This is a genomic window from Kitasatospora cinereorecta (assembly GCF_024172095.1).
In the GTDB taxonomy this organism is placed as follows: domain Bacteria; phylum Actinomycetota; class Actinomycetes; order Streptomycetales; family Streptomycetaceae; genus Kitasatospora; species Kitasatospora cinereorecta.
Genome location: NZ_JAMZDX010000004.1, coordinates 50910 through 76742 on the forward strand (window position 1 = coordinate 50910; position 25833 = coordinate 76742).

The following is a 25833-nucleotide window of genomic DNA, read 5'->3' on the forward strand; positions in this document are numbered from 1 at the left end:
GACGGGCATTCAGACCGGTTATCGGAGCAGATTTCGGCCACGATGCCCGATTCGGACGAAGCAACCACGCCGCAGGAGTTCGTTCGCCAACTCCAGGCGTTCAAAGTGTGGTCGGGCAGCCCGTCATTGCGCGACCTCGAGCGCCGCACCGGCCTTCCACGCAGCACCCTGTCGGGAGACCTGAGCCATCAGCGGAGTCGTCTCCCGCCCCTGGAACGGGTGTTGGCGCTGGTCACCGCCTTCGGCGCGTCCGCCGAGGAATGCGCACGCTGGAAGTCGGCCTGGCAGCGCATCCAGCTGCGGCAACAGTCGACCGAACCGCCGGGGCCGGCTTCGCGCTCCGCCGTCGAGCCGCCGAGCCATGCTCCGGACCTGTGGACCGGAGCGGGGACGTACGTGGAGGGCGTACCGCCCCGACCGATCCATGACGGTCTCCGAGTGGGCCAGTCCTGCAGCGCGGGCAGGGACGGAACGTCCGTGCTCAGCGTAGTCACCGCTGACGGCTCCACCGAGTCCGGTTCCCTGATCGACGAGATCGCCCGCGCGGGCGCCCGACGGCTGCTGGCTGCTGCGCTGGAGGTGGAAGTCAACCAGTACCTGGCCGAGTTGGCGGTTGAGTCCGACCGGCATGGACGGCGTCCGGTGGCCCGCAACGGCCATCGCCGGCTCCGGTCGGCGGTCACCCCGGCCGGCCCGGTCGAGGCCACCGCCTCCTGTGTGAACGACTGCCGCCTCGACGGCAGGGCCGGCGAGCACACGGTTGTCCTCGGAGATCCTCGCGGCGTGGTGCCGCAGGTCGCCGAAGATCCCGGAGGTCCTGCCGCTGCTCTGCCTGCACGGGCTGTCGTCCGGTGACATCGCTCCTGCACTGGAGCAGTTCCTCGGCGGCACGGCCGGCCTGTCGCCCGCGACCGCCACCGGGCTGACCGGGCTGACCGGGCTGACCGGGCTGACCGGGCTGACCGGGCTGACCGGGCTGACCGGGCTGACCGGGCTGACCGGACGGTGGCGCGACGACCGCGGCACCTTCCAGGAGCGGGACCTGCCCGACCCCGACGTCGCCCACGGATGGGCCGACGGGGTCCACCCGTCATCAGCGCTTCTGGGTTCGCAGAAGCCGACAGGAATCAACCTGTCGGCGTGTCGCCCTCTGCCTGTGTGGCGGCCAGGAGATCTGAGGCGGATCGGTAACGGATGGCCGTCGCAGGTGGGACGAGCGTCGTCTCCCGCGCGTCCCGGACTCCGCGGCCACCCAACCCCGAACCCACCCTGACGGGCCATCACCGATGGTCGGCCGGCGTCAGCGGTCCGCCAGCGCCTCGGACGACGCTTCCCGCTGGTGCGGAACCGGCGGGAGGGACGACGGTGCACTGTCCTGCTGGAGCGATATCGTGCGCGTGGGCGCGGGGATCGAGATGCCCTCCGTCCGGTACCGCTGGTGCAGGCGCTTGATGAACTCGTGCTTGATCCGGTACTGGTCGCTGAACTCGCCGACGCCCAGCTTCACCGTGAACTCGATCCTGGAGTCCGCGAAGGTGTGGAAACGGACGACGGCCTTGTGGTCGGGCACGCCACCGCTGATGTCGGCCATCACGCTGTCGACCACCTCGAGAGTGACCCGCTCCACGTGGTCCAGGTCGCTGTCGTAGCCGACGCCGGCCTGGACCAGGATCGACAGCTTCTGCTCCGGCCGGGAGAAGTTCGTCATGTTCGTCCGCGCCAGGCGGCCGTTGGGGATGATCACCAGGTTGTTCGACAGGTTGCGCACCACGCTGTTGCGCCAGTTGATGTCGACGACGTACCCCTCCTCCCCGCTGGTGAGCCGGATGTAGTCACCCGGCTGGACCGTCTTCGAGGCGAGGATGTGCACACCCGCGAAGAGGTTGGCGAGGGTGTCCTGCAACGCCAACGCGACCGCGAGACCGCCCACCCCGAGGGCGGTGACCAGCGGGGCGATGGACACCCCGAGAGTCTCCAGGGCCACCAGGACGCCCAGCGACAGCACCACGATGCGGGTGATGTTGACGAAGATGGTCGCGGACCCCGCGACGCCCGTCCGGGACGCGGCCACCGACTGCACCAGACCGGCCACCACCCGGGCCGCACTGAACGTCGCGATGACGATGAGCACGGCCGTCAGCGACTGGTCGACCAGCCCCCCGATCCGCGCAGTGAGCGGCAGGGCCGAAGCTCCCACCGCGGCCCCGGCGACCACGGCCGCCCACGGGACGATCGCGTGCAGCGCGTCGACGATGACGTCGTCCCCGCTCCACTTGGTCCTGGCCGCATGCTTGCCCAGCCACTTCATCAGAGCCCGCAGCACCAGAGCGGCCACACAGCCGGAGGCCAGCGCGATGCCCGCCACCAGCCAGTCGTGCAGGACCAGGTCCCGGGTCACCGCCCCGCCCCCGCAGGGTGGAGGACGAGGAAACGGGCCGCCGCCGGCCGCTGTACGAGATGTGTCGTCACCTTGTCGCCTGTCAGGTCGTGCTGCGCCCACTCACATTGGAGCGCATGAACATTCGAACGGATAGCCATCCTGCCCCACGGCACGGCACCCGCCACAGCCGGGGCGGGGCTCCGACGGCCGCGCGGCAAGCCGGGTGTCTGCCGCCGCGGCACGGCACAAGCGTGGCCGGACGCCAGGGAACGGGGTCGGACCGCGGGTGACGTGTTCGCCCCGGAGCAGGCCCGCGAGGGGTGGGGGCGGGCGAGGTCAGCTCGCGGTGAAGAGGAAGTCGTCCTTGTTGTAGTAGTTGGGTCGGTGGACGAGTGGGGAGCCGGCCTTGGCCGGGCCCGGCCAGATGTCGGCGGGGCCGAGCAGGTGGTCGGCGTAGTCGCTGGATGTGGTCCGTGGGGCGAAGTGGAGGCGGAGGGCGGCGGGGTCGCGGTCGGGGACGAGTTTCCAGGGCTGCTCCCGGTGGTCGGGGTGGCAGTCCCGCAGGACGACGGTGTGAAGGTGGCGGAAAGCCTGGAGGCCGAGGCCGCCTACGCGGCGTACGAGGCCGCCAGGATGGAGAACGCCGGGTGATCGACCTGGCCGCGCTGCGCCGGGTCCGGATCCGCCGCGGCACCGTCGTCCACGAGGTGCCCGACGGCCGGCCGCTGCGCACCGCATGCGGGAAGCCGTGAAGCGGGAGGGACCGACCGGTCGCCGGTATGACGAGCCGCTACCCGACCGGACGGTGGTCACGTGCCGCCGATGCCCGGCCACCGCGGGGATGTCCGGGAAGCCGGGCGGTGATGGGCTGGAGCCACCCGACAGCCCTCCCGCCCTCGCGTCCAACCCGCCCCTGAAAGGCGCTCAGACGGGCACTCGGGGCTTCGTCGCGTGCCGGCATCACGCTGAGGCTCAGGTGGTCTTCTTGCGGGCTTGAAACTCCTCGTTGATCGCCCGAACCTTCTCCTCAGCCGCCGCCAGGTCCGCCGCATCCAGTTCTGCCTTATGGGCCCGCACCCGCTTCCGTTCGGCGACGGCCCTGTTCAGGTCCCGGACGACCGTTCGAAGGTTGTTGAGCTGGAGGCCAAGCCACGTTTCGCCATCGTTGCTGCTGGCCGTTGCATGATCCCGCGGTCGAGACTGCAGGTGGACAGATCCGTCCTGCACGGACCCTGTGAGGCCCATTGAGCGAAGGTTCGTGCGCCCATCCTGGGTTTCGGGTCTGGCGAGAAGGAGTTCCTTGGAGCCCGTGAACGGCACAGCGGCCGTGTAAACGATATTGGAACCGTCCAGCACGGCGCTTAGCTCCGGTTCTCCAAGCTCCACAGGCTCCAGGTCGTCGATCTCTACTGCCTGGCGGAGGTCCATCGAATCGAAGAGACGGTCTGCCATCGCTCACCTCCAGGGCCCACCTCCAGATTCGTCCGGTCCGGCCGGTCATGCATCTGGGACCGCACCACGTCCTGATGCGACTGTGCCCCGCCGTGCTGCTCGCGGCGGGGCACAGTCATGGCCGGGCTCAGCGCACGACCGTCACCCGCGGCGACGCCGGCGTCACCCGGTACCGGATGTACTCCACCGCCGACGTCGGGACCACGGTGACGTCGTACTCTTCCGACTTGTCCACCTCCTGCCCGGTCCGCTGTCGCGGATCGATGTGGAGCAGGTTGCCCTCGATCGCCACACGGACGTGGTTCAGCCGGTCGAGAAGCTCCGACGAGCTGTTCGGATTCGGCACGAGCCGTGCCGCCAGGCGCAGTTCGGAGACAGCGCGCCACTTCAGATCACTCATGTCGCGCATGCTCCCAGCCCCCACCGACAGCCCCGCCGCGGCGTGCCCGCTGCGCAGGTCACGATCCCGCCCCGAACACCGCCGCGGCCTTGTCGAGCTCGCCGGCCTGCGTCGGCGTCAGGAACCTGGACGCCCGGACCACCACCGGCCCGTGCACGAAGTCGTACTCCATCAACGCCGGCAACCCCTTCACGACCGACTGAATGTACGCGGCCCGGGTCTGCGCGTCCTTCGCGCTGGCGAAGACCTCGACCGCGCCGCCACGCTCGACGTCGTCTTCCTTGAAGCCATCGACGTCGGCCGCCTGGATGCGCGAGTCGGTGAACGTGACCTTGCTCGTGTACTGGCCGGGCCTGCCCAACAGGTGGTTGGCGTCGCTTGCCTCGGTGACCACGGTGCCCTGCTTCGCGCTCGGCACTGCAGCGGCGAGGGAGGCGAGGACGGCGGCGGCGTCCTTGGCGGGAACCGGCTTCGGGGCAGCGGCGCCGGCCGCAGCTGCGGTGCCGGAGGCGGCGGGCGCAGTGGCAGGGGAGGCGCTGCTGCTGCAGGCGGTCGCAGTCAGGAGGGCGGCTGCCACGAGGAGGGTTGCGGGTCGCACAGTGATCCTTCGTACTGGGTGGAATGCTGCGCCACATGCTGGCAGTGACGGCGCGGTTACCGACGGGAAGTGCCGGTTCGTTACCTGCCGCGGTGGCCCCACCCCGCCCTCGGGCCGGCCCGCCCAGCGCGCACGCCGCTACCTTCCCGCCATGGAATCCATCCGCACCTACAACGGCGAGATCCGCATCTGCCGCAGCTGCGCCCAGCTCTGCCACCACGGCCACACCACACGAGCCCCGCCCGGTTGTCCGGCGCGGGGCTTCGGCCTTCGAAGATCGGCTGGAGAAACGCCTCGCCGCTGCTTCCGGTGCCCGCGGGCGAGCCGGGATCCCTCGCGCCCGAGCGACGGCGGGCGCTGGAGGAGATCGACCCGTTCTGGTGCCCGACCTGGCCGATCACCTGGCAGCGCGCCCACGTGGTGGCCCGGCAGTGGTGGCTGGAGTGCGACGGCCGGGTTGACTGGGCGGCGCTGCCGGTGGAGACCGACTTCGAGGGCGAGGCGCTCGGCCGGTGGGTGCGGGCGCAGCGGGCCGGGTGGGCCGGGCTCGACCAGGAGCAGCAGGACCTGCTGACGGCGATCGGCATCGCCGAGGACCAGGAGCCGGCCGTCGCACGGGCGGCAGCCGCGGCGAAGCCGGAGGTGTCCCGCGCGAACGCTTTGGTCAGCCATCCCGCGCGGTGACCCGACGCCAGATCGCCCTCTGGCAGCGGAGTGTGGCGGTGCCGACCACGATCAGCACCGCGATGTTGACCAGGAGCTGTACCAACGAGCCCCAGGCCTCGGCCCCGTTTCCGAAGGCGACGGAGACCGCGATGTCTGCTGCAGCCGGGATCGTCGTCACGGAGATGAACACACCCAGGAGCGCACTCGTCTTCGCCTCGGTGAGCGAGACCACGCCGACGATGCCGGCCAGGCCCGCAACGGCGAAGGAGAAGAAGTTGGGTGTGTCGATCAGCTCGGAGACCGGCCGGATACCTCGTCTGAACGCCTCCGACTCGAAGCCGAACCAGCGAATGATCACGCTGAAGAGGAAGGTGACAGCGATGGCCAGGAGGAAGCCGACGAGCAGGGCTCGCAGCCCCTGCCGGATCCGTGGGTGGTTCCCGCGGTAGAGCCCGAGTGCGATGCTGACGATCGCTCCGTACTCGGGACCGACCACCATGGCCGCGACGATCAGGATCTGGGAGTTGGTGACGATCCCGACCGCCCCGATGAGTCCCGCGATGACCAGGTACAGGTAGAAGCTCGGTGCGTACGTGCCCTCGGCCCGGATCCGTGCTTCGACCTGATCCCAGACGGGCGTGTGGGTGATCAGGCCCTGCTGTGCGGACGCGGTGCTGCCGCCGACAAAGGCCATGTCCACCGGTTCGATGACGATGGATCCCCGGCTGTCGCCGACTTCTGGCAGCAGTGGGTCCGCGGCTCCCGCTACCGGGGGCGGTGGCCCGACATGGTCAACCGCTCGGCCATCACCCTCAAACTGCTCACCTACGCGCCCACCGGCGCACCGGTCGCCGCCGCGACCATGGGCCTGCCCGAACAGGTCGGCGGCGAACGCAACTGGGACTACCGCTACACCTGGGTCCGCGACGGCTCGCTCTCCGTCCGGGCCCTGCTCGACCTCGGATTCGTCGAGGAGGCCACCGCCTTCACCCACTGGCTCGGCGACCGGCTGCGCGAATCTGCGGGCCGGGACGGCGAGCTCATGCAGATCATGTACCGGGTCGACGGCGAACCCATCCTGACCGAGGAGATCCTCGGTCACCTGGAGGGCTACCGCGGCTCCGCCCCGGTGCGGCTCGGCAATGCGGCCGCCGACCAGCTGCAGCTCGACATCTACGGCGAGGCGATGTACGCCCTCTCCGAGGGCCGGGAGATCGCCACCCAGGCCGGATACCAGGGCTGGAAGATCCTCTCCCGCAGCCTGGACTGGCTGGCCGACCACTGGGACCGTCCCGACGAGGGCATCTGGGAGACCCGCGGCGGGCGTCAAGACTTCACCTACAGCCGGGTGATGTGCTGGGCCGCCTTCGACCGCGGCCTGCGCCTGGCCGACAACTTCCGCCGCCCCGCCGACACCGAGCGCTGGACGAAGGCCCGCGACGCCATCCTCGTCCAGGTCATGGAGAAGGGCTGGAGCGACGACGCGCACGCCTACGTCCAGCACTACGGCGACGCCGCCGTACTCGACGCCTCCCTGCTCCTCATGCCACGGGTCGGCTTCATCTCGCCACGGGACCCGTCCTGGCTGTCCACCCTGGACGCGATGGACCGCACCCTGGTCTCGGACAGCCTCGTCTACCGCTACGACCCAGCCGCCTCCCCCGACGGACTGCGCGGCTCGGAGGGCACCTTCAGCCTCTGCACCTTCCTGTACGTGGACGCCCTCGCCCGCGCCGGCCGGCTCCGCCCGGCCCGCTACACCTTCGAGAAGATGCACACCTACGCCAACCATGTCGGCCTGTTCTCCGAGGAAATCGGCCCCAGCGGGGAACAACTCGGCAACTTTCCCCAGGCGTTCACCCATCTGTCGCTCATCATGGCGGCCAGCACGCTGGACGAGGCCCTCGACCGACAACGCGACTGAACCAGGCCGGCCGCAGAGCAGGGCCCGGTTCCGGGAACTGTACGAGCGCCTGCACGCCGGCCCGGGCCGCGGCGGCCGAGGTCCTCTCGGGGCTGACCGTGTCCCTGGCCGCACCCGCGGAGACGGCCCCGGCGCGCACCACCCCCCCTGTGCACCCTCCTCGATCCACCCGAGGCCCGAATCGGCGACCTCACCTCCATGAGCAGGCGATACGTCACCGCCGCCGACCCCGCATGGCCGCGGCCGACCAGATCGCGGGAGCTCACCGCGCCGTCCAACGGCTCTTCGTCGCCGCAGTCGCCGAGTTCGAGGACGGCGCCGCGCCGAAAGCACGCTGCGCCCGCGACGCGGACAGGCTCGACTGCCTGCCACGCGCCCTGGAGTACCGGGCCGGCGGCGTTCCCGCCGTGCAAGGCAAGGCCGACCGACGCCGGGTCGCGGTCGGGTGGCCGGCCGATGTCCGGCCCGCGGCCGGGTCGCCGGGCAGCGGCGGACGCGGCGCCCGTTCCCACTGTCCGCGTACCGGAACGAGTCGCTGCCGTCGGCGGTGGCCACCGGGTGCTCCTGCCGGTCCGGGAGCCGGGGTCAGAGCTGCGCGAGGATCTCGCCGGCAGCCCGGGCGCCGGAGGCCACGGCGGCGTTGAGGGTGGCGTTGTCCACGTCGGTGTGCTCGCCGGCGAAGTGGATCCGGCCCTCCTGGACGGCTTCGTAGCCGGCGAAGGAGGTGTACTGCCCGACCTTGTAGTAGTGGTAGGCGCCCAGGTGCCACGGGTCGAGGGACCAGTGGTCCTCGTACGCCCTGCCGTTGTAGGCGGCGGTGGTGCCGGGGTAGACGTGTTCGATCTGGGCGAGGAACGCGTTCACGTCGGCGGCCGGGGCCGGGCCGTGCGCGGCGCCGGTGAGCCGGACGCGGGCGCCGTCACCGCCGGGGAAGTTGACCAGCAGGGCCGGTGAGCCGGCGGCGCCCAGGTTGACCGAGCCGTCCCAGGCGGTCTGGTAGCCGAGCGGCCCGGTGTTGGAGATGCCGTTGTAGCCGAGTGCCGGCCAGGTCTTCCGGGTGAGCTGGGCGACCAGTTTGCCGTTCTGGCCCATCCCCTGCTCCCGGATCGCGGTCAGCTTCAGGGCCGACAGGTCGGCCCGGGAGAGGTCGACGTTGCGCAGGGTGCTGAACGGCAGCGCCAGCACCACGTGGTCGGCGGGGACGGAGACGGTGGACCCGCAGTGGTCGAAGGTGCAGGTGTAGCTGCCGTCGGTGTTCTGCGCCAGGGCGATCAGCTGGTAGCCCTGCCGGACGGTGCCGGCCGGCAGCTGCCCGACCATGCCGGTGACCAACTGGTCGTTGCCGCCGACCAGGTGGTACTTCTCGTCGAAGCCACGGGCGCCGTCGAAGGTGCTGGACGCGCCGAGGAAGCCGATCATGCCCAGGGCCGAGGACTGCCCGGGCTCGCCGCCGGACTGCAGCTGGATGGACTGGATCAGCTGGCCGAGCCGGGAGTCCGCGGGGAGGCCGATCTCGGCGAGGTAGTCCAGGCAGGACAGCTGGTCGAGCCGGTACGCCTCGGCGGTGTGGCTGTTGTAGCGGGGCGTGCCGATGGCCTGGTAGGAGGCGTGGAAGGCGTCGTACGCCTGCGCGACCCAGTCGTCCTGCTGTTGGCTGCCGTTGTAGAGCGTGTCGTCGACCCAGCCGGCGTAGTCGCCGCTGTCCAGCCCGCCGCCGTTGGCGTACTCGCGCTGGAGGCCCAGGCTGGTGGCCAGGCCGAGGACGGCCTTGTCGGTCGAGCTGATGAAGGACCCGCCGTGCTCGCCGACCTGGCCGCCGTCGAAGAAGCCGCGCAGTGACCAGCAGCGGCCGCCGAGGTGGGTGGTGTCCGCCTCGTAGACGGTCGAGGCGACCGGCTTGGCCCGGTTCCACAGCTGGTGGGCGCAGCGCAGGCCGGCGAGGCCGGCGCCGACGATCACGACTCTCGGTGCGGTGGCGGCGTTGGCCCGGGACGGGGAGAGCAGCCCGGCGGGCACGGTGGCGGCGGCGATCGCACCGGCGGCGCCCAGGATCCGGCGGCGACTCGGGCCCGCCCCGGCCCGCTCGACCGCGGCCGTCCTGGCGCGCTCGACCCGCTCGACCCGCTCGGCTCGCTCGCCGGCGACCTCTGCGACGGGCATCCGGCGCCGGCGGGCCTCGCCGAAGGCGGCGAAGACCGCCCGCAGCGGGTCGGGCAGGCCTGCCCGGTCGCCGGAGGGCGAGCCGGAGCGGGTGGCGTAGGGGCGGACGGCGTGGGGGCGGGTGGGTTCGCGGTGCATGTGGTGCCTCTTCTCGGGATGGTGGCTTCCCTGCGGCGCTGAGTGGGGGGACCGGCAGGCGGAGACAGGTCGGAGAGGCTCGTGCGGCGGCGTGGTGCCCGACGCGTTCTTCGAGTTGCGGTGAGTGAAGCGCTCGCGCATCACCGTTGTCAACAGCGTTGCGCGCAATTGTGCCGATCCCGACGACGGCACCGCCCCCCACGCCACTCCGGCGTCACGCCCGCGCCGTGCTCCGGATCACGCCCGGCGGACGTCCTCGACCCGCCGCTCGATCGCGGTGATCAGCGCCTCGACCCTGGCCCGGAAGATCTGATCGTGCGTCACTTCGGCCAGCTCCCGGCCGAGTCGGGTGATGTTCGGGAAGCCCTCGGCGTCGACCCTGCGGTACTCACCGCTCCATGCGGCGTCGTCGCCCGCCCGCACGTCCGGGTCGACGAGCAGGTACGCGGCCCGCTGGCCGACGGCGGCCAGCAGCGAGTCGCCGACCATCCGGTAGTGGACGGCGGCGTCGATGCCGTCCAGTCCGGCCTCCGCGACCGCCCCGAGGATCAGCTCGACCACGCGGAACTCGTTGCCGCGCCTGGTGGTGCGACTGGCCATGGCCGAGCTCACCGCCGGGTACTTGAGGGCGACCGCCAACGAGCCGTCGGCCAGCGCCCGCAGCCTCCCCTTCCAGTCCAGGCCTGCCGGGATGCTGTCGAGCACCTCGCCCAGGGTTCGGTCGGCGACGGAGAGCAGCAGCTCGTCCTTGTCGCGGAAGTGCCGGTAGATCGCGGTCGGATCGGCACCGAGCTCCTCGCCGAGACGTCGAACGGTAAAGGCGTCGGCGCTGCCTCGGGCGGCGATGCGCAGGCTCGCCTCGATGATCGCCTCGGGGGTCAGCTGAGCGCCGACGCGCTTGGTGCGGGCGGGAGTCAGGGATGGCTTCTCCATGGTGACCACAGTGTATCGATGCGAGGGCAAGTTGGCGCAACACCGTTGACAACACTGTTGCGCTGCCGTTCACTCCTCCTCAACAACAACGCCGAGCGAGCCCGCCCGCCGAGGGGCCCGCCGAGGGGGAGGTTTCGTCGTGATACAGAGCAGTCCGGCGCACAGCGGGCAGCGGGCCGACACCGTCTTCGTCGGAGGACGGGTCTTCACCGCCACCGGGCCGGCCCCGATCGAGGCCGCCGTGGCCGTCGCCGACGGCCGGATCGTCGCGGTCGCCGACGAGGCGTCGGTCCGGCTGCTGGCGGACCGGGACACCGAGGTGGTCGACCTCGCGGGCGGCCTGCTCGTCCCCGGTTTCCAGGACGCCCACGTGCACCCGGCGGTGGCCGGGGTGCAGATGCTGCGCTGCGACCTGTCCGCCGAGCGCACCGTGGCCGGCTATCTCGCGGTGGTCGCCGAGTACGCCGGGGCCAACCCCGACGCGCCCTGGATCTGCGGCGGCGGCTGGTCGATGGACGTCTTCCCGGGCGGCGTCCCGACCCGGACGATGCTGGACGCCGTGGTGCCCGACCGGCCCGTCCTGCTGACCAACCGGGACGGCCACGGTGCCTGGGTCAACTCGGCAGCGCTGCGGATCGCCGGCGTCGACCGCGACACCCCCGACCCGGTCGACGGCCGGATCGAGCGGACGGCGGACGACAGTCCGGTCGGCACCCTGCAGGAGGGGGCGATGGACCTGGTCGCCGCCCACGTCCCGGTGGCGACGGCGGACGAGGCGCACGCCGGCCTGCTGGTCGCCCAGCAGCACCTGTTCTCCCTCGGGGTGACCGGCTGGCAGGACGCCATGATCGGCGCCTTCCCCGGTAACCCCGACAACTACCAGGTCTACCTGCGCGCGGCGGCGGACGGCTCGCTGCGGGCCCGGGTGGTGGGCGCGCTCTGGTGGGACCGCGAACGCGGCCTGGAGCAGCTGCCCGACCTGGAGGAGCGCCGCCGCGGCGGGCAGGTCGGACGGTTCAGCGCCACCACCGTGAAAATCATGCAGGACGGCATCGCGGAGAACTTCACCGCGAGCATGCTGGAGCCGTACCTGGACCGCTGCGGCTGCCCCACCCAGAACTCCGGGCTCACCTTCGTCGGCCCCGACCTGCTCACCGAAGCCGTCCGCGCCCTGGACCGGGCGGGTTTCCAGGTGCACTTCCACGCCCTCGGCGACCGCGCCGTCCGCGAGGCCCTCGACGCGCTCGCCGCCGCCCGGGAGGCCAACGGCCCGAGCGACAACCGCCACCACCTGGCGCACCTCCAGGTGATCCACCCCAACGACCTGGCCCGCTTCGCCGAACTCGGCGCCACCGCCAACATCCAGGCACTGTGGGCGGCGCACGAGCCGCAGATGGACGAGCTGACGATCCCCTTCCTCGGCCCGGAGCGCGCCGCCCTGCAGTACCCGTTCGGGGACCTGCAGCGGGCCGGAGCCCGCCTGGCGGCCGGCAGCGACTGGTCGGTGAGCAGCCCCAACCCGATCTGGGGCATCCACGTCGCGGTCAACCGGGCCGTTCCGGTGGACGCCCCCAACGCCTCGGCCGACCGCAAGCCGCGTGAACCGTTCTACCCGGAACAGGCCCTGACTCTCGCTCAGGCGCTGACCGCGTACACCGCCGGCAGCGCGTGGGTGAACCACCTGGACCACGTCACCGGGACCGTGGAGGTCGGCAAGCAGGCGGACCTCGTCGTCCTGGACCGCGACCCCTTCGCGCACCCCGCCGAGGAGATCGGCCTCACCCGGGTGCTGCGCACGTACATCGACGGACAAGCGGTCTTCACCGCCGCCCCCTGACCCACTGCCCGGACCTTCCGCCCCCACACCCCGGAGGAACCCCATGAGACCCGGCCCCCGCGCCCCGAGAAGGCCCATGAGACCCGGCCCCCGCACCCGCCTGGCTGCCGTCGCCGCGGCCGTCGCCCTCGCCACCACCGCGTGCGGCAGCACCGCTCACCGGGCCGACGGCGCCCCCGGCTATCAACTGACCGCCACGACGCCCGCCGCCGCGGGCGGGATCGATTCGTTCACCTGGTCGCTCTTCGCGGAGCCGACCACCATCGACTACGCCTACGCCTTCGACTTCCCGCCGAACCAGATCCTCGCCAACGTCTGCGAGAGCCTGCTGCGCTGGAACCCGGACCTGACCGCCTCGCCGAACCTTGCCGCCTCGTTCAGCAACCCGACACCCACCACCTGGGTCTACCAGATCCGGCCCGGGGTCCACTTCCACGACGGCACGGTGCTCACCGCGGACGACGTCGTCGCCTCGCTGCGCCGCAACATGGACCCGGAGGTGGCCGGCGTCTGGTCCAACCAGTACCGCAACGTCCGGTCGATCGACCGGACCGGGCCGTTGGAGGTCACCGTCACCCTCAAGTCGCCGGACTCCACCTTCAACAAGTACCTCGCGGCCGGCCCCGGCGTCGTCGAGTCGGCCGCCACCCTGGCCCGGGCCGGCAAGGACTACGGCAGCCCGACCGGCGGCGTGAACTGCACCGGGCCGTTCTCGTTCTCCTCCTGGACCTCCGGCCAGTCGCTGGTGCTCAAGCGCTTCGACGACTACTGGAACCCGCAGCTCAAGGCCAAGTCCGGCCAGGTGAAGTTCGTCTTCCTGGCCGACCCGACCACCCGCGTCAACGCCTTCCGCACCGGCGAGGTGGACGGCGGCTGGATGGTTCCGGCCGGCGCCTACGGGCAGTTGAGGTCCACCCCGGGCGGTGCGCTCTACTTCGGCCAGAACACCACCGTCGCCAGCGAGGTGGTCAACAACCTCAAGGGCCCGCTGGGCGACGCCGAGGTACGGCAGGCGCTGCTGATGGCCATCGACCGCAAGGGCATCGTCAAGGCCGGCGCCGCCGGGGTCGGCGAGGTCGCCGACTCCCTGGTGACGGCGAACAACTGGAACGGCGCACCGGGCGCCACGGACCTGCTCAAGGCGCTGCCCCAGTACCCGTACGACCCCGCGAAGGCGAAGACGCTCGCCGCGAAGGCCGGGGTGGCCGGTCAGAAGGTGGTGATCGCGACCAGCCCCCTGGACTCCCAGACCACCATCATCACCCAGGCCGTCGCCCAGGCCGCCACGGCCATCGGGCTGAAGCCGGAGATCGACACCATCGCCGCGGACAAGTACACCGCACTGTTCACCGACCCGGCCGCCCGCGAGGGCATCGACCTCTTCCTGACCTTCTGGTACACCTCGATCACCGACCCGCTGGACATGTACGGCTCGCTGCAGACCGGGGCGTTCAGCAACTACGGGGGCTGGTCCGACCCGACGTTCGACGCGGCCGTCGACCAGGCCATCGGCTCGTACGACCCGGCCGCGCACGCCGCCGCCACCGGGACCGCCCAGCAGATCGCCATGACCCAGCTGCCCTGGCTGCCGCTGTACACCGAGCCGGTCAGCGTCTTCCTCGGCAAGCGGATCACCGGCGTCCGGCCGTCCATCGCCTACCTCTACTACCCGTGGGCCGCCGAGATCGGCGCCAAGGGATGAACCGAGCGATGAGCCGAGGGATGCACCGAGAGATGCACCGTGGGATGACCGCTGCCGCCGCTCTCGGGGCGGCCCGGTCGGCGGCGGGCAGGCTGCTGGGCATGGCGGTGACCCTGCTGGTCACCTCGTTCCTGGTGTTCTCCTCGCTGTACCTGGCGCCCGGTGACCCGGCGGGCTTCCTGGTCAAGGGCCGCAGCCCGAGCCCGCAGGAACTCGCCACCATCCGGCAGCAGTACGGCTTCGACGACCCGTTCCCGGTGCGCTACTGGCACTGGCTCGAGGGCGTGCTGCACGGTGACTTCGGCCGCTCGTACCTGTTCCACCAGAGCGTGGCCGAGGTGCTCGCGTCGCGGCTGCCGGCCACCCTGCTGCTGGTCGGGGTGTCGACCCTGATGATCGCCGTGGTGGGGATCGGCGCCGGCATCGTCGGCGCCCTGCGGCGCGGCACCCGTACCGGCTCGGCCGTGCTGCTGCTGGTGACGGTGGGCGCCGCGGTGCCCTCCTTCGTGGCGGCGATCGTGCTGCGCTCGCTCTTCGGGGTGAACCTCGGCTGGTTCCCGACCATCGGCAACGGCACCGGCGTACTGGACCGGCTGCACCACGTGGTGCTGCCCGCGATCGCCCTGTCGGTGACCTTCATGGCGCTGGTCACCCGGGTGACCCGCTCGGCGATGCTGGACGAACTGCGGCGCGAGCACGTGGAGGTCGCGCTGAGCCGGGGGCTGCCCCGGCGGACCGTGATCCGGCGGCACGTGCTGTGCAACGCGCTCGGACCGATCGTCACCGTCGGCGGGCTGCTGGTCTCGGGGATGCTGGTCAGCACCGCGATCGTGGAGACCGCGTTCGGCATGTCCGGGATCGGCTCGCTGCTGGTCCAGTGCGTGGACCAGCTGGACTTCCAGGTCGTCCAGGCGATCGTGCTGCTGGTGGTCGCCGCCTTCGTCGTCGTCAACACCCTGGTGGACCTGGTCCATCCGCTGATCGACCCGCGCGTGGGCACGGCGGGAGGAGCCCGATGAGCAGCTCGACGTCCCTGCTCGGCAGGCCGCTCGGCACCCTGCGGCGGCTCGGCGGCGGCCCGCTGACCCGCGTGGGCGTGCTGGTCCTCGCCGTCTTCGTCCTGGCGGCGCTGTTCGCCCCCTGGCTCGCCCCGCAGGACCCGACGTACGGCGAACTCGGCGAGGGCTTCGCCGGCCCGGGCCCCGACCACTGGCTCGGCACCGACGGCGGCGGCCACGACACCTTCTCGGCCCTGGTCGAGGGCACCCGTACCAGCCTGGTCGGTCCGCTCGCCGTGGTGCTGTTCTCCACCGTCGCGGGCATCGCGGTGGGTCTGTTCACCGCCTGGCGCGGCGGCTGGGTCGACACCGTGGTCGGCCGGGTGCTGGACATCGTGTTCGCCTTCCCGGCCCTGCTGCTGGCGATCCTCGCGGTCGCCCTGTTCGGCAAGGGGCTCTCGGCGCCGGTCCTCGCCATGGCTGTCGCCTACCTGCCGTACACCGCCCGGCTGGTGCGCAGCCTCACCGCGCAGGAGAAGGTGCGGCCGTACATCGCCGCCTACCGGGTGCAGGGCCACGCGGCCGCCTTCGTGGCGCTGCGCCGGCTGCTGCCCGGCATCGTGCCCACCGTCCTCGCCCAGTCGACGGTCAACTTCGGCTACGCGCTGCTCGACCTCGCCGCCCTGTCGTTCCTCGGCCTCGGTGTCCAGCCGCCCACGCCCGACTGGGGCGCGATGATCAACCAGGGCCAGACGGCCGTCCTCCAGGGGCAGCCGTTGTCCGCGATCGTCCCGGCCGTCGCGGTCGTGCTGGTGGTCGTCGCCTTCAACGTCGTCGGGGAGCACCTCGGCGACCGGCTCGCGGGGAGGGAATCCTGATGCCGCTGCTCGAGTACGAAGCCCTCCACGTCGCCCTGCCGGGGATGGCCCGTCCCATCCTGGACGGTGTCAGCCTGAGTGTCGCCGAGGGCGAGGCCGTCGCCCTGGTCGGCGAGTCCGGGTCGGGCAAGTCGGTGACCGCCCGCGCCGCGCTCGGCCTGTTCCCGGACGGCGCCGAGACCGGCGGCCAGGTCCGGGTCGACGGAGCCGAGTTGGTCGGCGCGGACGCCGCGACCCTGCGCGCGGTGCGCACGTCCAAGGCGTCCATGATCTTCCAGGACCCCCGGGCCGGCATCAACCCGGTGCGCCGGATCGGCGACTTCCTCACCGAGCAGCTGCGCCTCGTCGGCGGCAGGTCCAGGGCCGAAGCCGAGGCCCGCGCCCTGGAACTGCTCGGCGCGGTCGGCCTGCCCGACCCGCCCCGGCATCTGCGCCAGTACCCGCACCAAATGTCCGGCGGCATGCTGCAACGCGTCATGATCGCCGGCGCGCTCACCGCAGAACCGCGCCTGCTGCTCTGCGACGAACCCACCACCGCCCTCGACGTCACCACCCAGGCCGAGATCATGAGCACCCTGCGCCGGCTGCAACGCGACGACGGCCTCGGCCTCCTGCTGATCACCCACGACCTCGACCTGGCCGCCGCCACCTGCGACCGGATCTACGTGATGTACGCCGGGCGGATCGTCGAGACCGGCACCGCCGCCGGGCTCCTCGCCGCACCCCGACACCCGTACACCGCAGGACTGTTGGGATCGTCTCCGCCGCTGGACGGCCCGCTCACCCGACTGGTGCCCGTCCCCGGCACCCCGATGAGCCTCGCCGAAAGCGCACCGGGCTGCGCCTTCGCCGACCGCTGCCGCTTCGTCCGACCCGGACTCTGCGACCAGGCTCCGCCGGCGCTCGCCCCCGTGGGGACGGGCCTGGTCGCCTGCCACCGGGCGGAGGAACTCACCGCCCTGGGTGGGCCCGCCACCGCGCCCGACCCCGCCACGCCCGCACTCGCCGCCACGCCCGCACTCGCCGCCCCGGCCACCGAGGAGAACCGTTGACCACCGACCCCGGTCTGCCGCTCCAGGTGAGCGGCCTGCGCAAGTCCTACCCGGCCGGCAGGACCCCCGTCGTCGCGGTCGACGACCTCTCCTTCTCGCTGCGGCCCGGCGGCGCCCTGGGGATCGTGGGCGAGTCCGGCTCCGGCAAGACCACCACCGCCCGGATGCTGGTCGGCCTGGAGCGCCCCGACCAGGGCGAGATCCTGGTCCAGGGCACCCCGCTCGCCGCCCGGACGCGCGGCCGGGCGGCGCGCCTGGCCCGCGCCAAGGCCGTCCAGATGGTCTTCCAGGACCCGTACCTCTCGCTGGACTCCCGCCTCAGCATCGGTGCCACCGTGGACGGTGTACTGCGGCTGCACGGCTCGCTCTCCCCGTCCGACCGGGCCGCCCGGGTGAGGGAACTGCTCGCCCAGGTCGGCCTCGGCGACCGCGAGGCCGCCGCACTGCCGCGCCGGCTCTCCGGCGGACAGCGCCAACGTGCGGCCATTGCCCGGGCGTTGGCCGTGGAGCCGACCGTCCTGGTGCTGGACGAGGCGGTGTCGGCGCTGGACGTCTCGGTCCAGGCCCAGGTCCTCAACCTGCTCTCCGACATCCGCCGCGACACCGGGATCGGCCTGGTCTTCGTCAGTCACGACCTGGCGGTCGTCCGCTATGTCTGCGACGAAGCGCTGGTCATGTACCGCGGCCGGACGGTGGAGCACCAGCCCGTCGCCGACCTCCTCGCCTCCCCCCGACACCCCTACACCCGTCTGCTCCTGGCATCCGTCCCCCGCCTCGGCTGGAACCCCGACGCCATCGCCGGGCAACGCCGCGACCTCGCCGCCACCGACACTCCGGCCGCGTAGGCACCGGTCAGCAGGCAGCGCCGCGCCCGACCGGCCCGAGATCGGCCAGGTAGGCGTCGACCGAGTCGCCGACGCACGCGTTGCTGCGCCCGTACGCGGTGTGGCCGGACGCCGGTAGGTGAGCAGCATGCCGCCGAGCGGCCGGGCGGCAAGGCCCCGCCTCGCCGACTCCCACAGAGCCCGCTTGGAGACCCAGCAGCTCCCACGATCGGGCCGGCGCCGCCACCGGCAGGAGCAGCGCCGGCTTCGGGAGCTGGCCTCCCGCTCAACGGGCTCGGCCGCCAAGTCGCACTGACGTACCGGCGTACCGGCGTACCGACGTACCGACGTGCTAGCTGAGCGTCCTCACCGCCGCGGCGCTGAACGGCTCCAGCTCGCCGAGCCGGTCGCCCAGGACCTTCGCCGCCCACTCCGGGTCCTGGAGCAGGGCGCGGCCGACCGCTACCAGGTCGAACTCGTCCCGCTCCATACGGTCGAGCAGGTTGTCGATGCCCTGCACCGGGGCTCCCTCGCCCGCGAAGGCCCGAAGGAACTCGCCGTCGAGGCCGACCGAGCCGACGGTGATCGTGGGCCGGCCGGTGAGCTTCTTGGTCCACCCCGCCAGGTTGAGGTCCGAGCCCTCGAACTCCGGGAGCCAGTAGCGGCGGGTCGAGGCGTGGAAGGCGTCGACGCCGGCCGCGGCGAGCGGGGCGAGGATCGCCTCCAGCTCCTCCGGCGTCTCGGCGAGCTTCGCGTCGTACGCGCCCTGCTTCCACTGCGAGAAGCGGAAGATCACCGGGAAGTCGGGCGAGACCTGCTCGCGGACCGCGGCCACGATCTCCGCCGCGAACCTCGTACGGGCCACTGCGTCACCGCCGTAGGCGTCGGTACGACGGTTCGTCCCGGCCCACAGGAACTGGTCGACCAGGTAGCCGTGGGCGCCGTGCAGCTCGACCCCGTCGAAGCCGACCCGCTCGGCAGCTGCGGCGGCCTCGGCGAAGGCGCCGATGACGTCGTCCAGGTCGCTCTGGGTCATCGCCTTGCCGCCGCCCTCGGTGCCGTCGACGCGGAGCCCGGAGGGGCCGACGGCGGGAGCGTCGGCGTAGGGCGGCTCGCCCTGCTTGCGCACCATGCCGATGTGCCAGAGCTGCGGCACGATCGCGCCACCCGCCGCGTGCACCGACTCGGCCACCTTCGCCCACCCGGCCAGCTGCTCCTCCCCGTGGAACCGCGGCACCCGGTCGCTCTGCCCGGCCGACTCATGGCCGACGTAGGTGCCCTCGGTGACGATCAGGCCCACGCCTGCGGCCGCACGGCGGGCGTAGTACGACTCCACGTCCTCACCGGGGACACCACCCGGGGAGAACATGCGCGTCATCGGCGCCATCACGATGCGGTTGGGGACGGTCAAGCCGTTCAGCGTGACCGGCTGGGACAGGATCTCGGCGGCGCGGGAGGCGGAGGACGCGGCGACGGTCATGGATGTTCCTCGCAGGAGGCGACGGTATGTGCACGTGCATTGAATACGTGCCGTAACAACCGAGGCAACAGCCACCGCATTTCGCCTGCCCGACGATCCACGGTGTGATCCCGGACACGGTCCACGAGCCGGGCCTGCCCCGGCCACACCTCACCACGGCCGACCACAGCGCTTCAGCATTTGCCTATAAGCTATAGGCAAATGCACACTAGCCATAGGTAAACGAGAGATAGGTGATGGTTGTGGTTCGGGCAGGACTGAGCCCGGAGCGGCTGACGCTCGCCGGTGCGGAACTCGCCGATGAGGTCGGATTCGACCAGGTGACCCTCTCCGCGCTCGCCCGGCGTTTCGACGTGAAGCAGGCAAGCCTGTACGCGCATCTGAAGAACTCCCACGAGCTGAAGACCCGGATCGCGCTGCTCGCGCTGGAGGAACTCGCCGACCGGGTGGCCGACGCCGTGGCCGGACGCGCGGGCAAGGACGCATTGACGGCCTTCGCGAACGCCTACCGGGACTACGCCCGGGCGCACCCCGGCCGCTACGAAGCAGCCCGGTACCGGCTCGACCCCGAGACCGCCGCGGCCAGCGCCGGCGTCCGACACGCGCAGATGACCCGGGCGATCCTGCGCGGCTACGACCTGGCGGAGCCGGACCAGACGCACGCGGTCCGCATGCTCGGCAGCGTCTTCCACGGCTACGCCTCACTGGAAGCCGCCGGCGCCTTCGACCACACGGACGTCGCCGCACAGCAGTCGTGGGACTGGACCCTGGACTGCCTCGACACCGCACTGCGGAGCCGGTCCACTCCCCGACCTGCCGCGTGACCCGCAACGCATCCCCGTACCGACCGACACCCCAACCCAGAATCCCAAGGCCCCACGCAATGAGCACCGAACAGAACCTGATCACCACCCCCATCACCGCCGACTTCCTGCGCGGACACCTCGACCTCGAAGAGACCGCCCACGGCCTGCTGCCGCACCGGCTGCCCGCACGGGCACGCCGTCAGATACCCGACGACCGGCTGGCCGTGGCCGAGGCCCAGCCCTCCGGTGTCCGGCTGGCCTTCCGCACCACCGCCACCACCGTCGACCTGGACACCCTGCCGACCAAGCGCGTCTACCGGGGCTTCCCGCCCCCGCCGGACGGCGTCTACGACTTGCTGGTCGACGGACGGCTCACCGCCCAGGCCACCGTGGCCGGCGGCAACCTCCTCACCATCACCGCCCTGCAGACCCAGACCGCCGAGTTCACCCCGGGCCCCGCCGGCACCGCCCACTTCACCGGCCTCCCCGCCGGCGACAAGGACATCGAGATCTGGCTCCCGCACGCGGAGATCACCGAGGTCATCGCCCTGCGCACCGACGGCCCCGTCGAGCCGGCCCCGGACAAGGCGCGCCGGGTGTGGCTGCACCATGGCAGTTCCATCAGCCACGGCTCGAACGCCGTCTTCCCCAGCACCATCTGGCCCGCCCTGGCCGCCTCCGCAGGCGGTGTGGAACTGATCAACCTGGGATTCGGCGGCAGCGCGCTGGCGGACCCGTTCACCGCCCGTGCGATGCGCGACACCCCCGCCGACCTCATCAGCGTCAAGCTCGGCATCAACATCGTCAACAGCGACGCCATGCGGCTGCGCGCCTTCGTCCCCGCCGTCCACGGCTTCCTCGACACCATCCGCGAAGGCCACCCCACCACCCCCCTGCTCCTGGTCTCCCCCATCCTGTGCCCGACCCACGAGCACACCCCCGGCCCCCTCATGCCGGACCTCTCCGGCGGAACCCTCCGCTTCAAGGCCACCGGTGATCCGGCCGAGACCGCCGCCGGACGGCTGACGCTCACGATCGTCCGCGACATCCTCGCCGACATCGTCAGTCAGCGATCCGCCGAGGACCCCAACCTCCACTACCTCGACGGACTCGACCTCTACGGCGAGAGCGACCACGACGAACTCCCCCTTCCGGACGCGATCCACCCTGGCCCCGAAGGGCACCGTCGCATCGGCCAGAACTTCGCCGAGCTCGTCTTCGCCAACAACGGCCCCTTCGCCCTCACGACCGGCTGACCCGAACACCCGCGACCGGCGAGGAGGGCGTGACGACCGGCTCCCCGCACCGCACGCCCCGCCCGTCGGCGAACAGGATTCGGCCAGTTCAGGCTCCCCTCGCTGCCAACCCGGCCCGACGAGGCGGTGCAGCGCGGCAGCTTCGTGCCCGTCGACCGACAGGCCCCAGCGGGTCTTCAGCGCAGTCCGGTCGGCGCGGCAGGCACGGCGGTAGCCCGCTGCGGGCGGCAGCCACTCCGCGACGTCCTTGTCAGCCTTGGACCGGCCGGCACTCGGCGGTCATTGAACCGGTGACCGGTGGCCGTGGGCGGTGCTGCCGGTGCGCAGCGCCACGGCCCCTGCTGATCTGGCGAGTTGTCAGGTGGTGGTAGCGTCGCTCTCTTCTCCGGTCACCCGGATGAGGTCCCCCGGCAGGTGCCCGTGACCAACCCGCGCCAGCAGCTCCAGGACGCCCTCCACGCGCTGGACACCGCCTTTGCCGCCATCTCCGAGCAGTCGTTCACCGTGGGTGGCTGTACCCACTGCTACACCGACACCGACCTCGCGGCACTCACCGGCCCCGCGGGCCTCGTGCCGCAGGAACTGATCTCCTCCGTCGCAGCCAAGTCGGTCGACCACTGGGACGACTTCCCGGCCCTGTACCGCCGGATGACACCCCGAATCATCCGCTCCCTGGTCACCGGCCAACTGCACGTCGACCACGGGCTCGTCGCGTCCCGACTGCTCGCCGCCGGCTGGCGCCACTGGCCGGTGCCGGAGCGCGACGCGTTGGAGAACGTGTGGCACGTCTGGTGGCAGTCCGCCCTGCACGAACACCCCGCGGGCCGGCACATCACCGACGTACTGGAGACGGTCTCCGTCAGCACCGGTACCCTCGCCCCGTGGCTGGCGATCTGGTCCGCGACCCGAACCGAGCCGGCCGATCGACATCTCGCCGACGCCCTCGACGGCTGGCTCCGGTGGGGAGAACTCGCCGATCTCCGCCTCGGTTTCTACAACGAGCTGCACGCCGCGTCGGAACTGCTGCCCTGGCTGCTCTCCATCGAGGAGGGCCGCATCGACGCCGCCAAGCTCATCGAAATCGAACACATCGCCTACGGCTAGAACTCGTGCGGCCCCCGGAGAGGAGCCATGCCCGTAGCACAGTGGGCGGGCGGCACGGTCCTCGACGGGGTCCCGGCCGTTGCCCTCCACAGCACCGGAACTGATCGTCAACACAGGCCTCATGACGCCATCGCACACTGCGGACCGCACCCGGAGGAGCACCTGCCGGTGTCGCCGGCCAATGTCCGGTGCGACATGCCCCGCGGCGCCGCCGCGTCGCGGGGCGCACCCCACCCGGGGCGACTCCGTCACGGCCACGGCCAGGGGCTGACCGCATCAACCGTCACGTCGCTGCCCGTAGCGCCGCACCGCCTCCAGCAGCCGGGTCTCCGCAGACCCCGAGACCTCGGTCGCCCATCCGGTGTGACGGTGCATGACATGCCGCGTTCGGAGCAATCGGGGCGCACGAACCTCCCAGCCGTCACGCTGTGTGTGTCGATCAGGGGCCGGGTCAGGGAGACCACAGTCGCACAGGTCGCATGACGAGTGGTCGGACAGGATCCGGCGGGCCCCGTCAGAGCGCTGGGACGGCCCGTCGGTGGAACGCGGGATCTGTCACTCCGATCGCCCCCCGAGCCATAGCGTCAGGAGACATCAGTGATCGGACAGCAGGCCCCTGAACATGCCCTTGCCGAAGCAGGGGAACCGCGACGTCGAGCCGGCGCAGGCGCCGGCCCGCGTGAGCAGTGGCGGCGGGCGGGGGCAGTCGCGGGACTGTGCATGGCACTGTCCGGCACCGGACTTCTGCCCGCAGCCGCCGCACCGACGGGAGCCCCGCCGGCCGCGGCTCCGGCGCAGGCCCGAGCGGCGGACCCCTCGTTCACGTTCAGCTACACCGGGGCCTCACAGAGCCTCACCATCCCGGCGAACGCCGTGGTCACGATCACCGCCGACGGCGCCGGCGGCGCCGACAACAGCGGCACCACCTGTTCCGTCACGGGGACGGGCGGGACGGGGGCCCGAGTCGTCACCACCCTCCCGCAGACGACTTCCGCGATGACGGTCACCGTCAACGTCGGCGGCACCGGCGGAAAGGGTTGCAACGGCAGCGGTACGGGCGGCACCGGCGGGTTCAACGGAGGCGCCCCGGGCGGGGGCATCTCGGTCCCGAACTTCCGGGCGGAAGGCCCCGGCGGGGGCGGTGCCTCCAGCGTCAGCGCGGGCTCCTTCCTGGTGGTCGCCGGGGGCGGCGGCGCCGCCGGTGGCACCGGGGGAAGCCTTCCGGGCGGCAGTGGCGGCAACGGCGGAGTCACGCCGGATGCCACCGGCGGTACCGACGGAAGCGCCAGCGGCAACGGGGCAGCGGGCCACGGCGGGGGCGGCGGCAGCACCAGCACGACCACCGGTGGTGCAGGCGGGGCCGCCGGCAGCGTTCAGCCCTGCAGCGCCACCCCGGGTGGACCGGGTGGCGGGTTCGCCGGCACCACGGTCGGTACCGGCGGCACCGGCGGCAGCATCGACGGCGGCTGCGCCGCGACCGCCACCGGTGCCGGCGGGGGCGGCGGCGGCGGGTACTTCGCCGGCGGTGGCGGCGGCAGCGGCGCCGTCAACAACACCGGTACCGCGGGCAGCGGAGGCGGCGGTGGCGGCGGCAGCAGCTTCGCCACCCCCACGGGCACCGGGACGTCGTACACGGCGTCCACCGTCGGGACCGCCAACCACAACGGTCAGGTGATCATCAGCTACACCGTGGGCAAGCCGGTCACCACCTACCTGACCGCGCTGCCCCAGCGCACCCGCACCGGCGCGCCCGTGATCCTCAGCGACCTGATCTGCCCGGGCCCGGGCTCCACGACCAGGCCCACCGGCACCGTCACGTTCACCGATGCCACCACCCACACCACCCTGGGCACGTCACGGGTGAACGTCTCCATCGGCAACTGCGCCGCAGCCGGACTCATCACCGTCTTCCGGACCACCGGCCCCCACACCATCACCGCCGTCTACAGCGGCGATGCGGTGTACCAGGACAACAGCGGCAACCCCGAAACCCTCACCGTGACCGTGACCCCCTGACAACAACGATCGACCGCGACGGGCAGTGCTGCCGTGATCCGGGTGTGTCAGGAGGTTTGTGCAAGTCCGTGATCCGACAGGCCGGCCGAGGCCCCGCCGGGTCTTGGCCGGCCGGGACGGACCGACATGACCGACGGCGAAACCCCTTCGGCTGAGCCGTTCGTACTGGAACGCGCCCTGGCCCCGGAGGCGACCGAGCACCCCGGCTACGAGAGAGGCGACCCAGTGGACGTGCCGCCATGGCCCGGGCGAGCGAGACTTCGACATGCACTCGGGATGGGCGGTTACCGCCGACGGCTCATTGTTCACGAGCGTGAGCGTCAATGCTGGTCGCTGGTGCTCGGTGACGGTACGCGGCTGTAGCGATCTCGATGAAGGACCGGATCAACGGGTTGGTGTCACCCTCGTTCCACACCGCCACCACGCGGCTCGGCGCCATGTCGATCAGCGGCACCACGGCCAGCTCCGCGGGCAGGTCGTGGCCGAGCGGGGCCAGGCCGACCGTGCCGTTCCACAGCACGGCCTGGAGGCATTCCTGGACGGCGCGCACCACCGGGCCCTCGCGCGGTCGGCCGCCGTTCCAGTACGACTGCCAGGCGGGGTCGGTGCCCCGCGGGAACTGGAACCAGCGGCGGTCACTCAGCTCGGCCAGGCGCAGCCGGTCGCGGCGGGCCAGCGGATCGTCTGCTCGCAGGACCACACCGACCGGATCGGCTCGCAGCGCACGTACCGTCAGGGCGGTCTCGTCGAACGGCGCCCGGGTCAGGGCGACGTCGACCAGTCCGGCGCGCAGCCCGCACGTCGGGTCGGTCAGATCGGTGGTGCGGATGCGGATCTCGATGCCGGGGTGGGTCCGGCGGTAGGCGGCGGCCAGCCTGGACACGCCCGGGTCGGTGCCGTCGCCCAGGATGCCGACGGTGATGGTCGCGGCTCCGGCCGCCGCGCTCACACGTAACCGGACGCGGTCGGCGTGGTCGAGCAGGGCCCGCGCCTCGTCGAGCAGCACCGAGCCCACCGCAGTGAGCGTGACCCCCGTGGGCGAGCGGACGAACAGCCGGGCCCCGACCTCGGTCTCCAACTGCTTGATCGCCCGACTCAGCGGTGGCTGAGTCATGTGCAGTCGGGTGGCGGCCCTGCCGAAGTGGAGTTCCTCGGCGACCGCCACGAAATACTGCAAGGTCCGTAGCTCCACGCTGCAACGATACCCGCGAGGTATCGGCGCTGCGGGA

At 71.8% G+C, this 25833-nt stretch carries 21 protein-coding genes and 1 pseudogene; 13 read left to right on the forward strand and 9 right to left on the reverse strand.

Annotated elements, in window-relative coordinates; genetic code table 11:
- Positions 1–477: 477 nt before the first annotated feature.
- Positions 478–913, forward strand: a pseudogene (locus FHR36_RS40510) (IS256 family transposase); the annotation flags it as partial.
- A gap of 387 nt (positions 914–1300) precedes the next feature.
- Here FHR36_RS40510 and FHR36_RS20230 read toward each other — a convergent pair.
- The 4 genes from FHR36_RS20230 to FHR36_RS20245 all read right to left on the reverse strand — a co-directional run bounded on the left by FHR36_RS20230 (position 1301) and on the right by FHR36_RS20245 (position 4809).
- Positions 1301–2398, reverse strand: coding sequence for a mechanosensitive ion channel family protein (locus FHR36_RS20230; protein ID WP_253799532.1), 1098 nt, complete (start codon positions 2396–2398; stop codon positions 1301–1303).
- A gap of 954 nt (positions 2399–3352) precedes the next feature.
- Positions 3353–3832: a hypothetical protein gene (locus tag FHR36_RS20235; RefSeq protein WP_253799535.1), complete on the reverse strand. Its 480-nt coding sequence runs from the start codon at positions 3830–3832 to the stop codon at positions 3353–3355.
- A 127-nt stretch (positions 3833–3959) separates the two neighbouring features.
- Entirely contained in the window at positions 3960–4232 is a 273-nt protein-coding gene (locus FHR36_RS20240) for a hypothetical protein (protein ID WP_253799537.1), read from the reverse strand.
- Positions 4233–4290: 58 nt separating this feature from the next.
- On the reverse strand, positions 4291–4809 hold the full coding sequence (locus FHR36_RS20245; protein ID WP_253800754.1) for a hypothetical protein: 519 nt from the start codon (positions 4807–4809) through the stop codon (positions 4291–4293).
- 330 nt (positions 4810–5139) lie between these two features.
- Here FHR36_RS20245 and FHR36_RS20250 point away from each other — a divergent pair, with 330 nt between their 5' ends.
- Entirely contained in the window at positions 5140–5514 is a 375-nt protein-coding gene (locus FHR36_RS20250) for a helicase associated domain-containing protein (protein ID WP_253799539.1), read from the forward strand.
- Here the strand turns inward: FHR36_RS20250 and FHR36_RS20255 are convergent.
- On the reverse strand, positions 5495–6376 hold the full coding sequence (locus tag FHR36_RS20255) for a DUF389 domain-containing protein (RefSeq protein WP_407660857.1): 882 nt from the start codon (positions 6374–6376) through the stop codon (positions 5495–5497). The two genes, FHR36_RS20250 and FHR36_RS20255, sit on opposite strands and share 20 nt — an antisense overlap.
- Here FHR36_RS20255 and FHR36_RS20260 point away from each other — a divergent pair.
- A complete protein-coding gene (locus FHR36_RS20260; protein WP_407660849.1) occupies positions 6284–7420 on the forward strand; it encodes a glycoside hydrolase family 15 protein in 1137 nt (378 codons plus the stop codon). The two genes, FHR36_RS20255 and FHR36_RS20260, sit on opposite strands and share 93 nt — an antisense overlap.
- A gap of 585 nt (positions 7421–8005) precedes the next feature.
- Here FHR36_RS20260 and FHR36_RS20265 read toward each other — a convergent pair.
- Together FHR36_RS20265 and FHR36_RS20270 are read right to left on the reverse strand one after the other, a co-directional pair.
- On the reverse strand, positions 8006–9718 hold the full coding sequence (locus FHR36_RS20265) for a flavin monoamine oxidase family protein (protein ID WP_253799541.1): 1713 nt from the start codon (positions 9716–9718) through the stop codon (positions 8006–8008).
- Between the two features lie 237 nt (positions 9719–9955).
- Positions 9956–10651, reverse strand: coding sequence for a TetR/AcrR family transcriptional regulator (locus tag FHR36_RS20270; protein WP_253799543.1), 696 nt, complete (start codon positions 10649–10651; stop codon positions 9956–9958).
- 139 nt (positions 10652–10790) lie between these two features.
- Here FHR36_RS20270 and FHR36_RS20275 point away from each other — a divergent pair, with 139 nt between their 5' ends.
- The 6 genes from FHR36_RS20275 to FHR36_RS20300 all read left to right on the forward strand — a co-directional run bounded on the left by FHR36_RS20275 (position 10791) and on the right by FHR36_RS20300 (position 17963).
- A complete protein-coding gene (locus FHR36_RS20275) occupies positions 10791–12488 on the forward strand; it encodes an amidohydrolase (RefSeq protein ID WP_253799545.1) in 1698 nt (565 codons plus the stop codon).
- Between the two features lie 76 nt (positions 12489–12564).
- On the forward strand, positions 12565–14190 hold the full coding sequence (locus tag FHR36_RS20280; protein WP_253799547.1) for an ABC transporter substrate-binding protein: 1626 nt from the start codon (positions 12565–12567) through the stop codon (positions 14188–14190).
- A 44-nt stretch (positions 14191–14234) separates the two neighbouring features.
- Positions 14235–15209 carry an ABC transporter permease gene (locus FHR36_RS20285; protein WP_253799549.1) on the forward strand — a complete coding sequence of 325 codons (975 nt, stop codon included), beginning with the start codon at positions 14235–14237 and terminating at the stop codon, positions 15207–15209.
- Positions 15206–16066, forward strand: a complete 861-nt coding sequence (locus FHR36_RS20290) for an ABC transporter permease (protein ID WP_253799551.1) — start codon at positions 15206–15208, stop codon at positions 16064–16066. The genes FHR36_RS20285 and FHR36_RS20290 overlap by 4 nt, the downstream gene beginning before the upstream one ends.
- Positions 16066–17118: an ABC transporter ATP-binding protein gene (locus FHR36_RS20295; RefSeq protein WP_253799553.1), complete on the forward strand. Its 1053-nt coding sequence runs from the start codon at positions 16066–16068 to the stop codon at positions 17116–17118. The genes FHR36_RS20290 and FHR36_RS20295 overlap by 1 nt, the downstream gene beginning before the upstream one ends.
- Positions 17115–17963 carry an ABC transporter ATP-binding protein gene (locus FHR36_RS20300; RefSeq protein WP_253799555.1) on the forward strand — a complete coding sequence of 283 codons (849 nt, stop codon included), beginning with the start codon at positions 17115–17117 and terminating at the stop codon, positions 17961–17963. The genes FHR36_RS20295 and FHR36_RS20300 overlap by 4 nt, the downstream gene beginning before the upstream one ends.
- Positions 17964–18294: 331 nt before the next feature.
- Here the strand turns inward: FHR36_RS20300 and FHR36_RS20305 are convergent, their stop codons facing one another.
- Complete coding sequence (locus FHR36_RS20305; RefSeq protein WP_253799557.1) at positions 18295–19422, reverse strand: NADH:flavin oxidoreductase; 1128 nt, start codon at positions 19420–19422, stop codon at positions 18295–18297.
- Positions 19423–19664: 242 nt separating this feature from the next.
- Here FHR36_RS20305 and FHR36_RS20310 point away from each other — a divergent pair, with 242 nt between their 5' ends.
- From FHR36_RS20310 to FHR36_RS39435, 4 genes are all read left to right on the forward strand, one after another.
- A complete protein-coding gene (locus tag FHR36_RS20310) occupies positions 19665–20246 on the forward strand; it encodes a TetR/AcrR family transcriptional regulator (protein WP_253800627.1) in 582 nt (193 codons plus the stop codon).
- Positions 20247–20305: 59 nt separating this feature from the next.
- Positions 20306–21484 (forward strand): GDSL-type esterase/lipase family protein, encoded by a 1179-nt coding sequence (locus FHR36_RS20315; RefSeq protein WP_253799559.1) that lies wholly within the window; start codon positions 20306–20308, stop codon positions 21482–21484.
- 420 nt (positions 21485–21904) lie between these two features.
- Positions 21905–22588, forward strand: a complete 684-nt coding sequence (locus FHR36_RS20320) for a hypothetical protein (RefSeq protein ID WP_253799561.1) — start codon at positions 21905–21907, stop codon at positions 22586–22588.
- Between the two features lie 720 nt (positions 22589–23308).
- Positions 23309–24604: an Ig-like domain repeat protein gene (locus FHR36_RS39435; RefSeq protein WP_301330509.1), complete on the forward strand. Its 1296-nt coding sequence runs from the start codon at positions 23309–23311 to the stop codon at positions 24602–24604.
- 298 nt (positions 24605–24902) lie between these two features.
- On the opposite strand, the gene FHR36_RS20330 is transcribed toward FHR36_RS39435, so the two are convergent.
- On the reverse strand, positions 24903–25796 hold the full coding sequence (locus FHR36_RS20330; RefSeq protein ID WP_253799563.1) for a LysR family transcriptional regulator: 894 nt from the start codon (positions 25794–25796) through the stop codon (positions 24903–24905).
- Positions 25797–25833 lie beyond the last annotated feature (37 nt).

Coding starts and splice junctions, on each gene's coding strand:
- FHR36_RS20235 (WP_253799535.1), bottom strand. CDS start 3,832: ATGGCAGACCGTCTCTTCGATTCGATGGACCTCCGCCAGGCAGTAGAG.
- FHR36_RS20240 (WP_253799537.1), bottom strand. CDS start 4,232: ATGAGTGATCTGAAGTGGCGCGCTGTCTCCGAACTGCGCCTGGCGGCA.
- FHR36_RS20260 (WP_407660849.1), top strand. CDS start 6,284: ATGGTCAACCGCTCGGCCATCACCCTCAAACTGCTCACCTACGCGCCC.
- FHR36_RS20265 (WP_253799541.1), bottom strand. CDS start 9,718: ATGCACCGCGAACCCACCCGCCCCCACGCCGTCCGCCCCTACGCCACC.
- FHR36_RS20270 (WP_253799543.1), bottom strand. CDS start 10,651: ATGGAGAAGCCATCCCTGACTCCCGCCCGCACCAAGCGCGTCGGCGCT.
- FHR36_RS20280 (WP_253799547.1), top strand. CDS start 12,565: ATGAGACCCGGCCCCCGCACCCGCCTGGCTGCCGTCGCCGCGGCCGTC.
- FHR36_RS20285 (WP_253799549.1), top strand. CDS start 14,235: ATGACCGCTGCCGCCGCTCTCGGGGCGGCCCGGTCGGCGGCGGGCAGG.
- FHR36_RS20290 (WP_253799551.1), top strand. CDS start 15,206: ATGAGCAGCTCGACGTCCCTGCTCGGCAGGCCGCTCGGCACCCTGCGG.
- FHR36_RS20295 (WP_253799553.1), top strand. CDS start 16,066: ATGCCGCTGCTCGAGTACGAAGCCCTCCACGTCGCCCTGCCGGGGATG.
- FHR36_RS20305 (WP_253799557.1), bottom strand. CDS start 19,422: ATGACCGTCGCCGCGTCCTCCGCCTCCCGCGCCGCCGAGATCCTGTCC.
- FHR36_RS20315 (WP_253799559.1), top strand. CDS start 20,306: ATGAGCACCGAACAGAACCTGATCACCACCCCCATCACCGCCGACTTC.
- FHR36_RS39435 (WP_301330509.1), top strand. CDS start 23,309: ATGGCACTGTCCGGCACCGGACTTCTGCCCGCAGCCGCCGCACCGACG.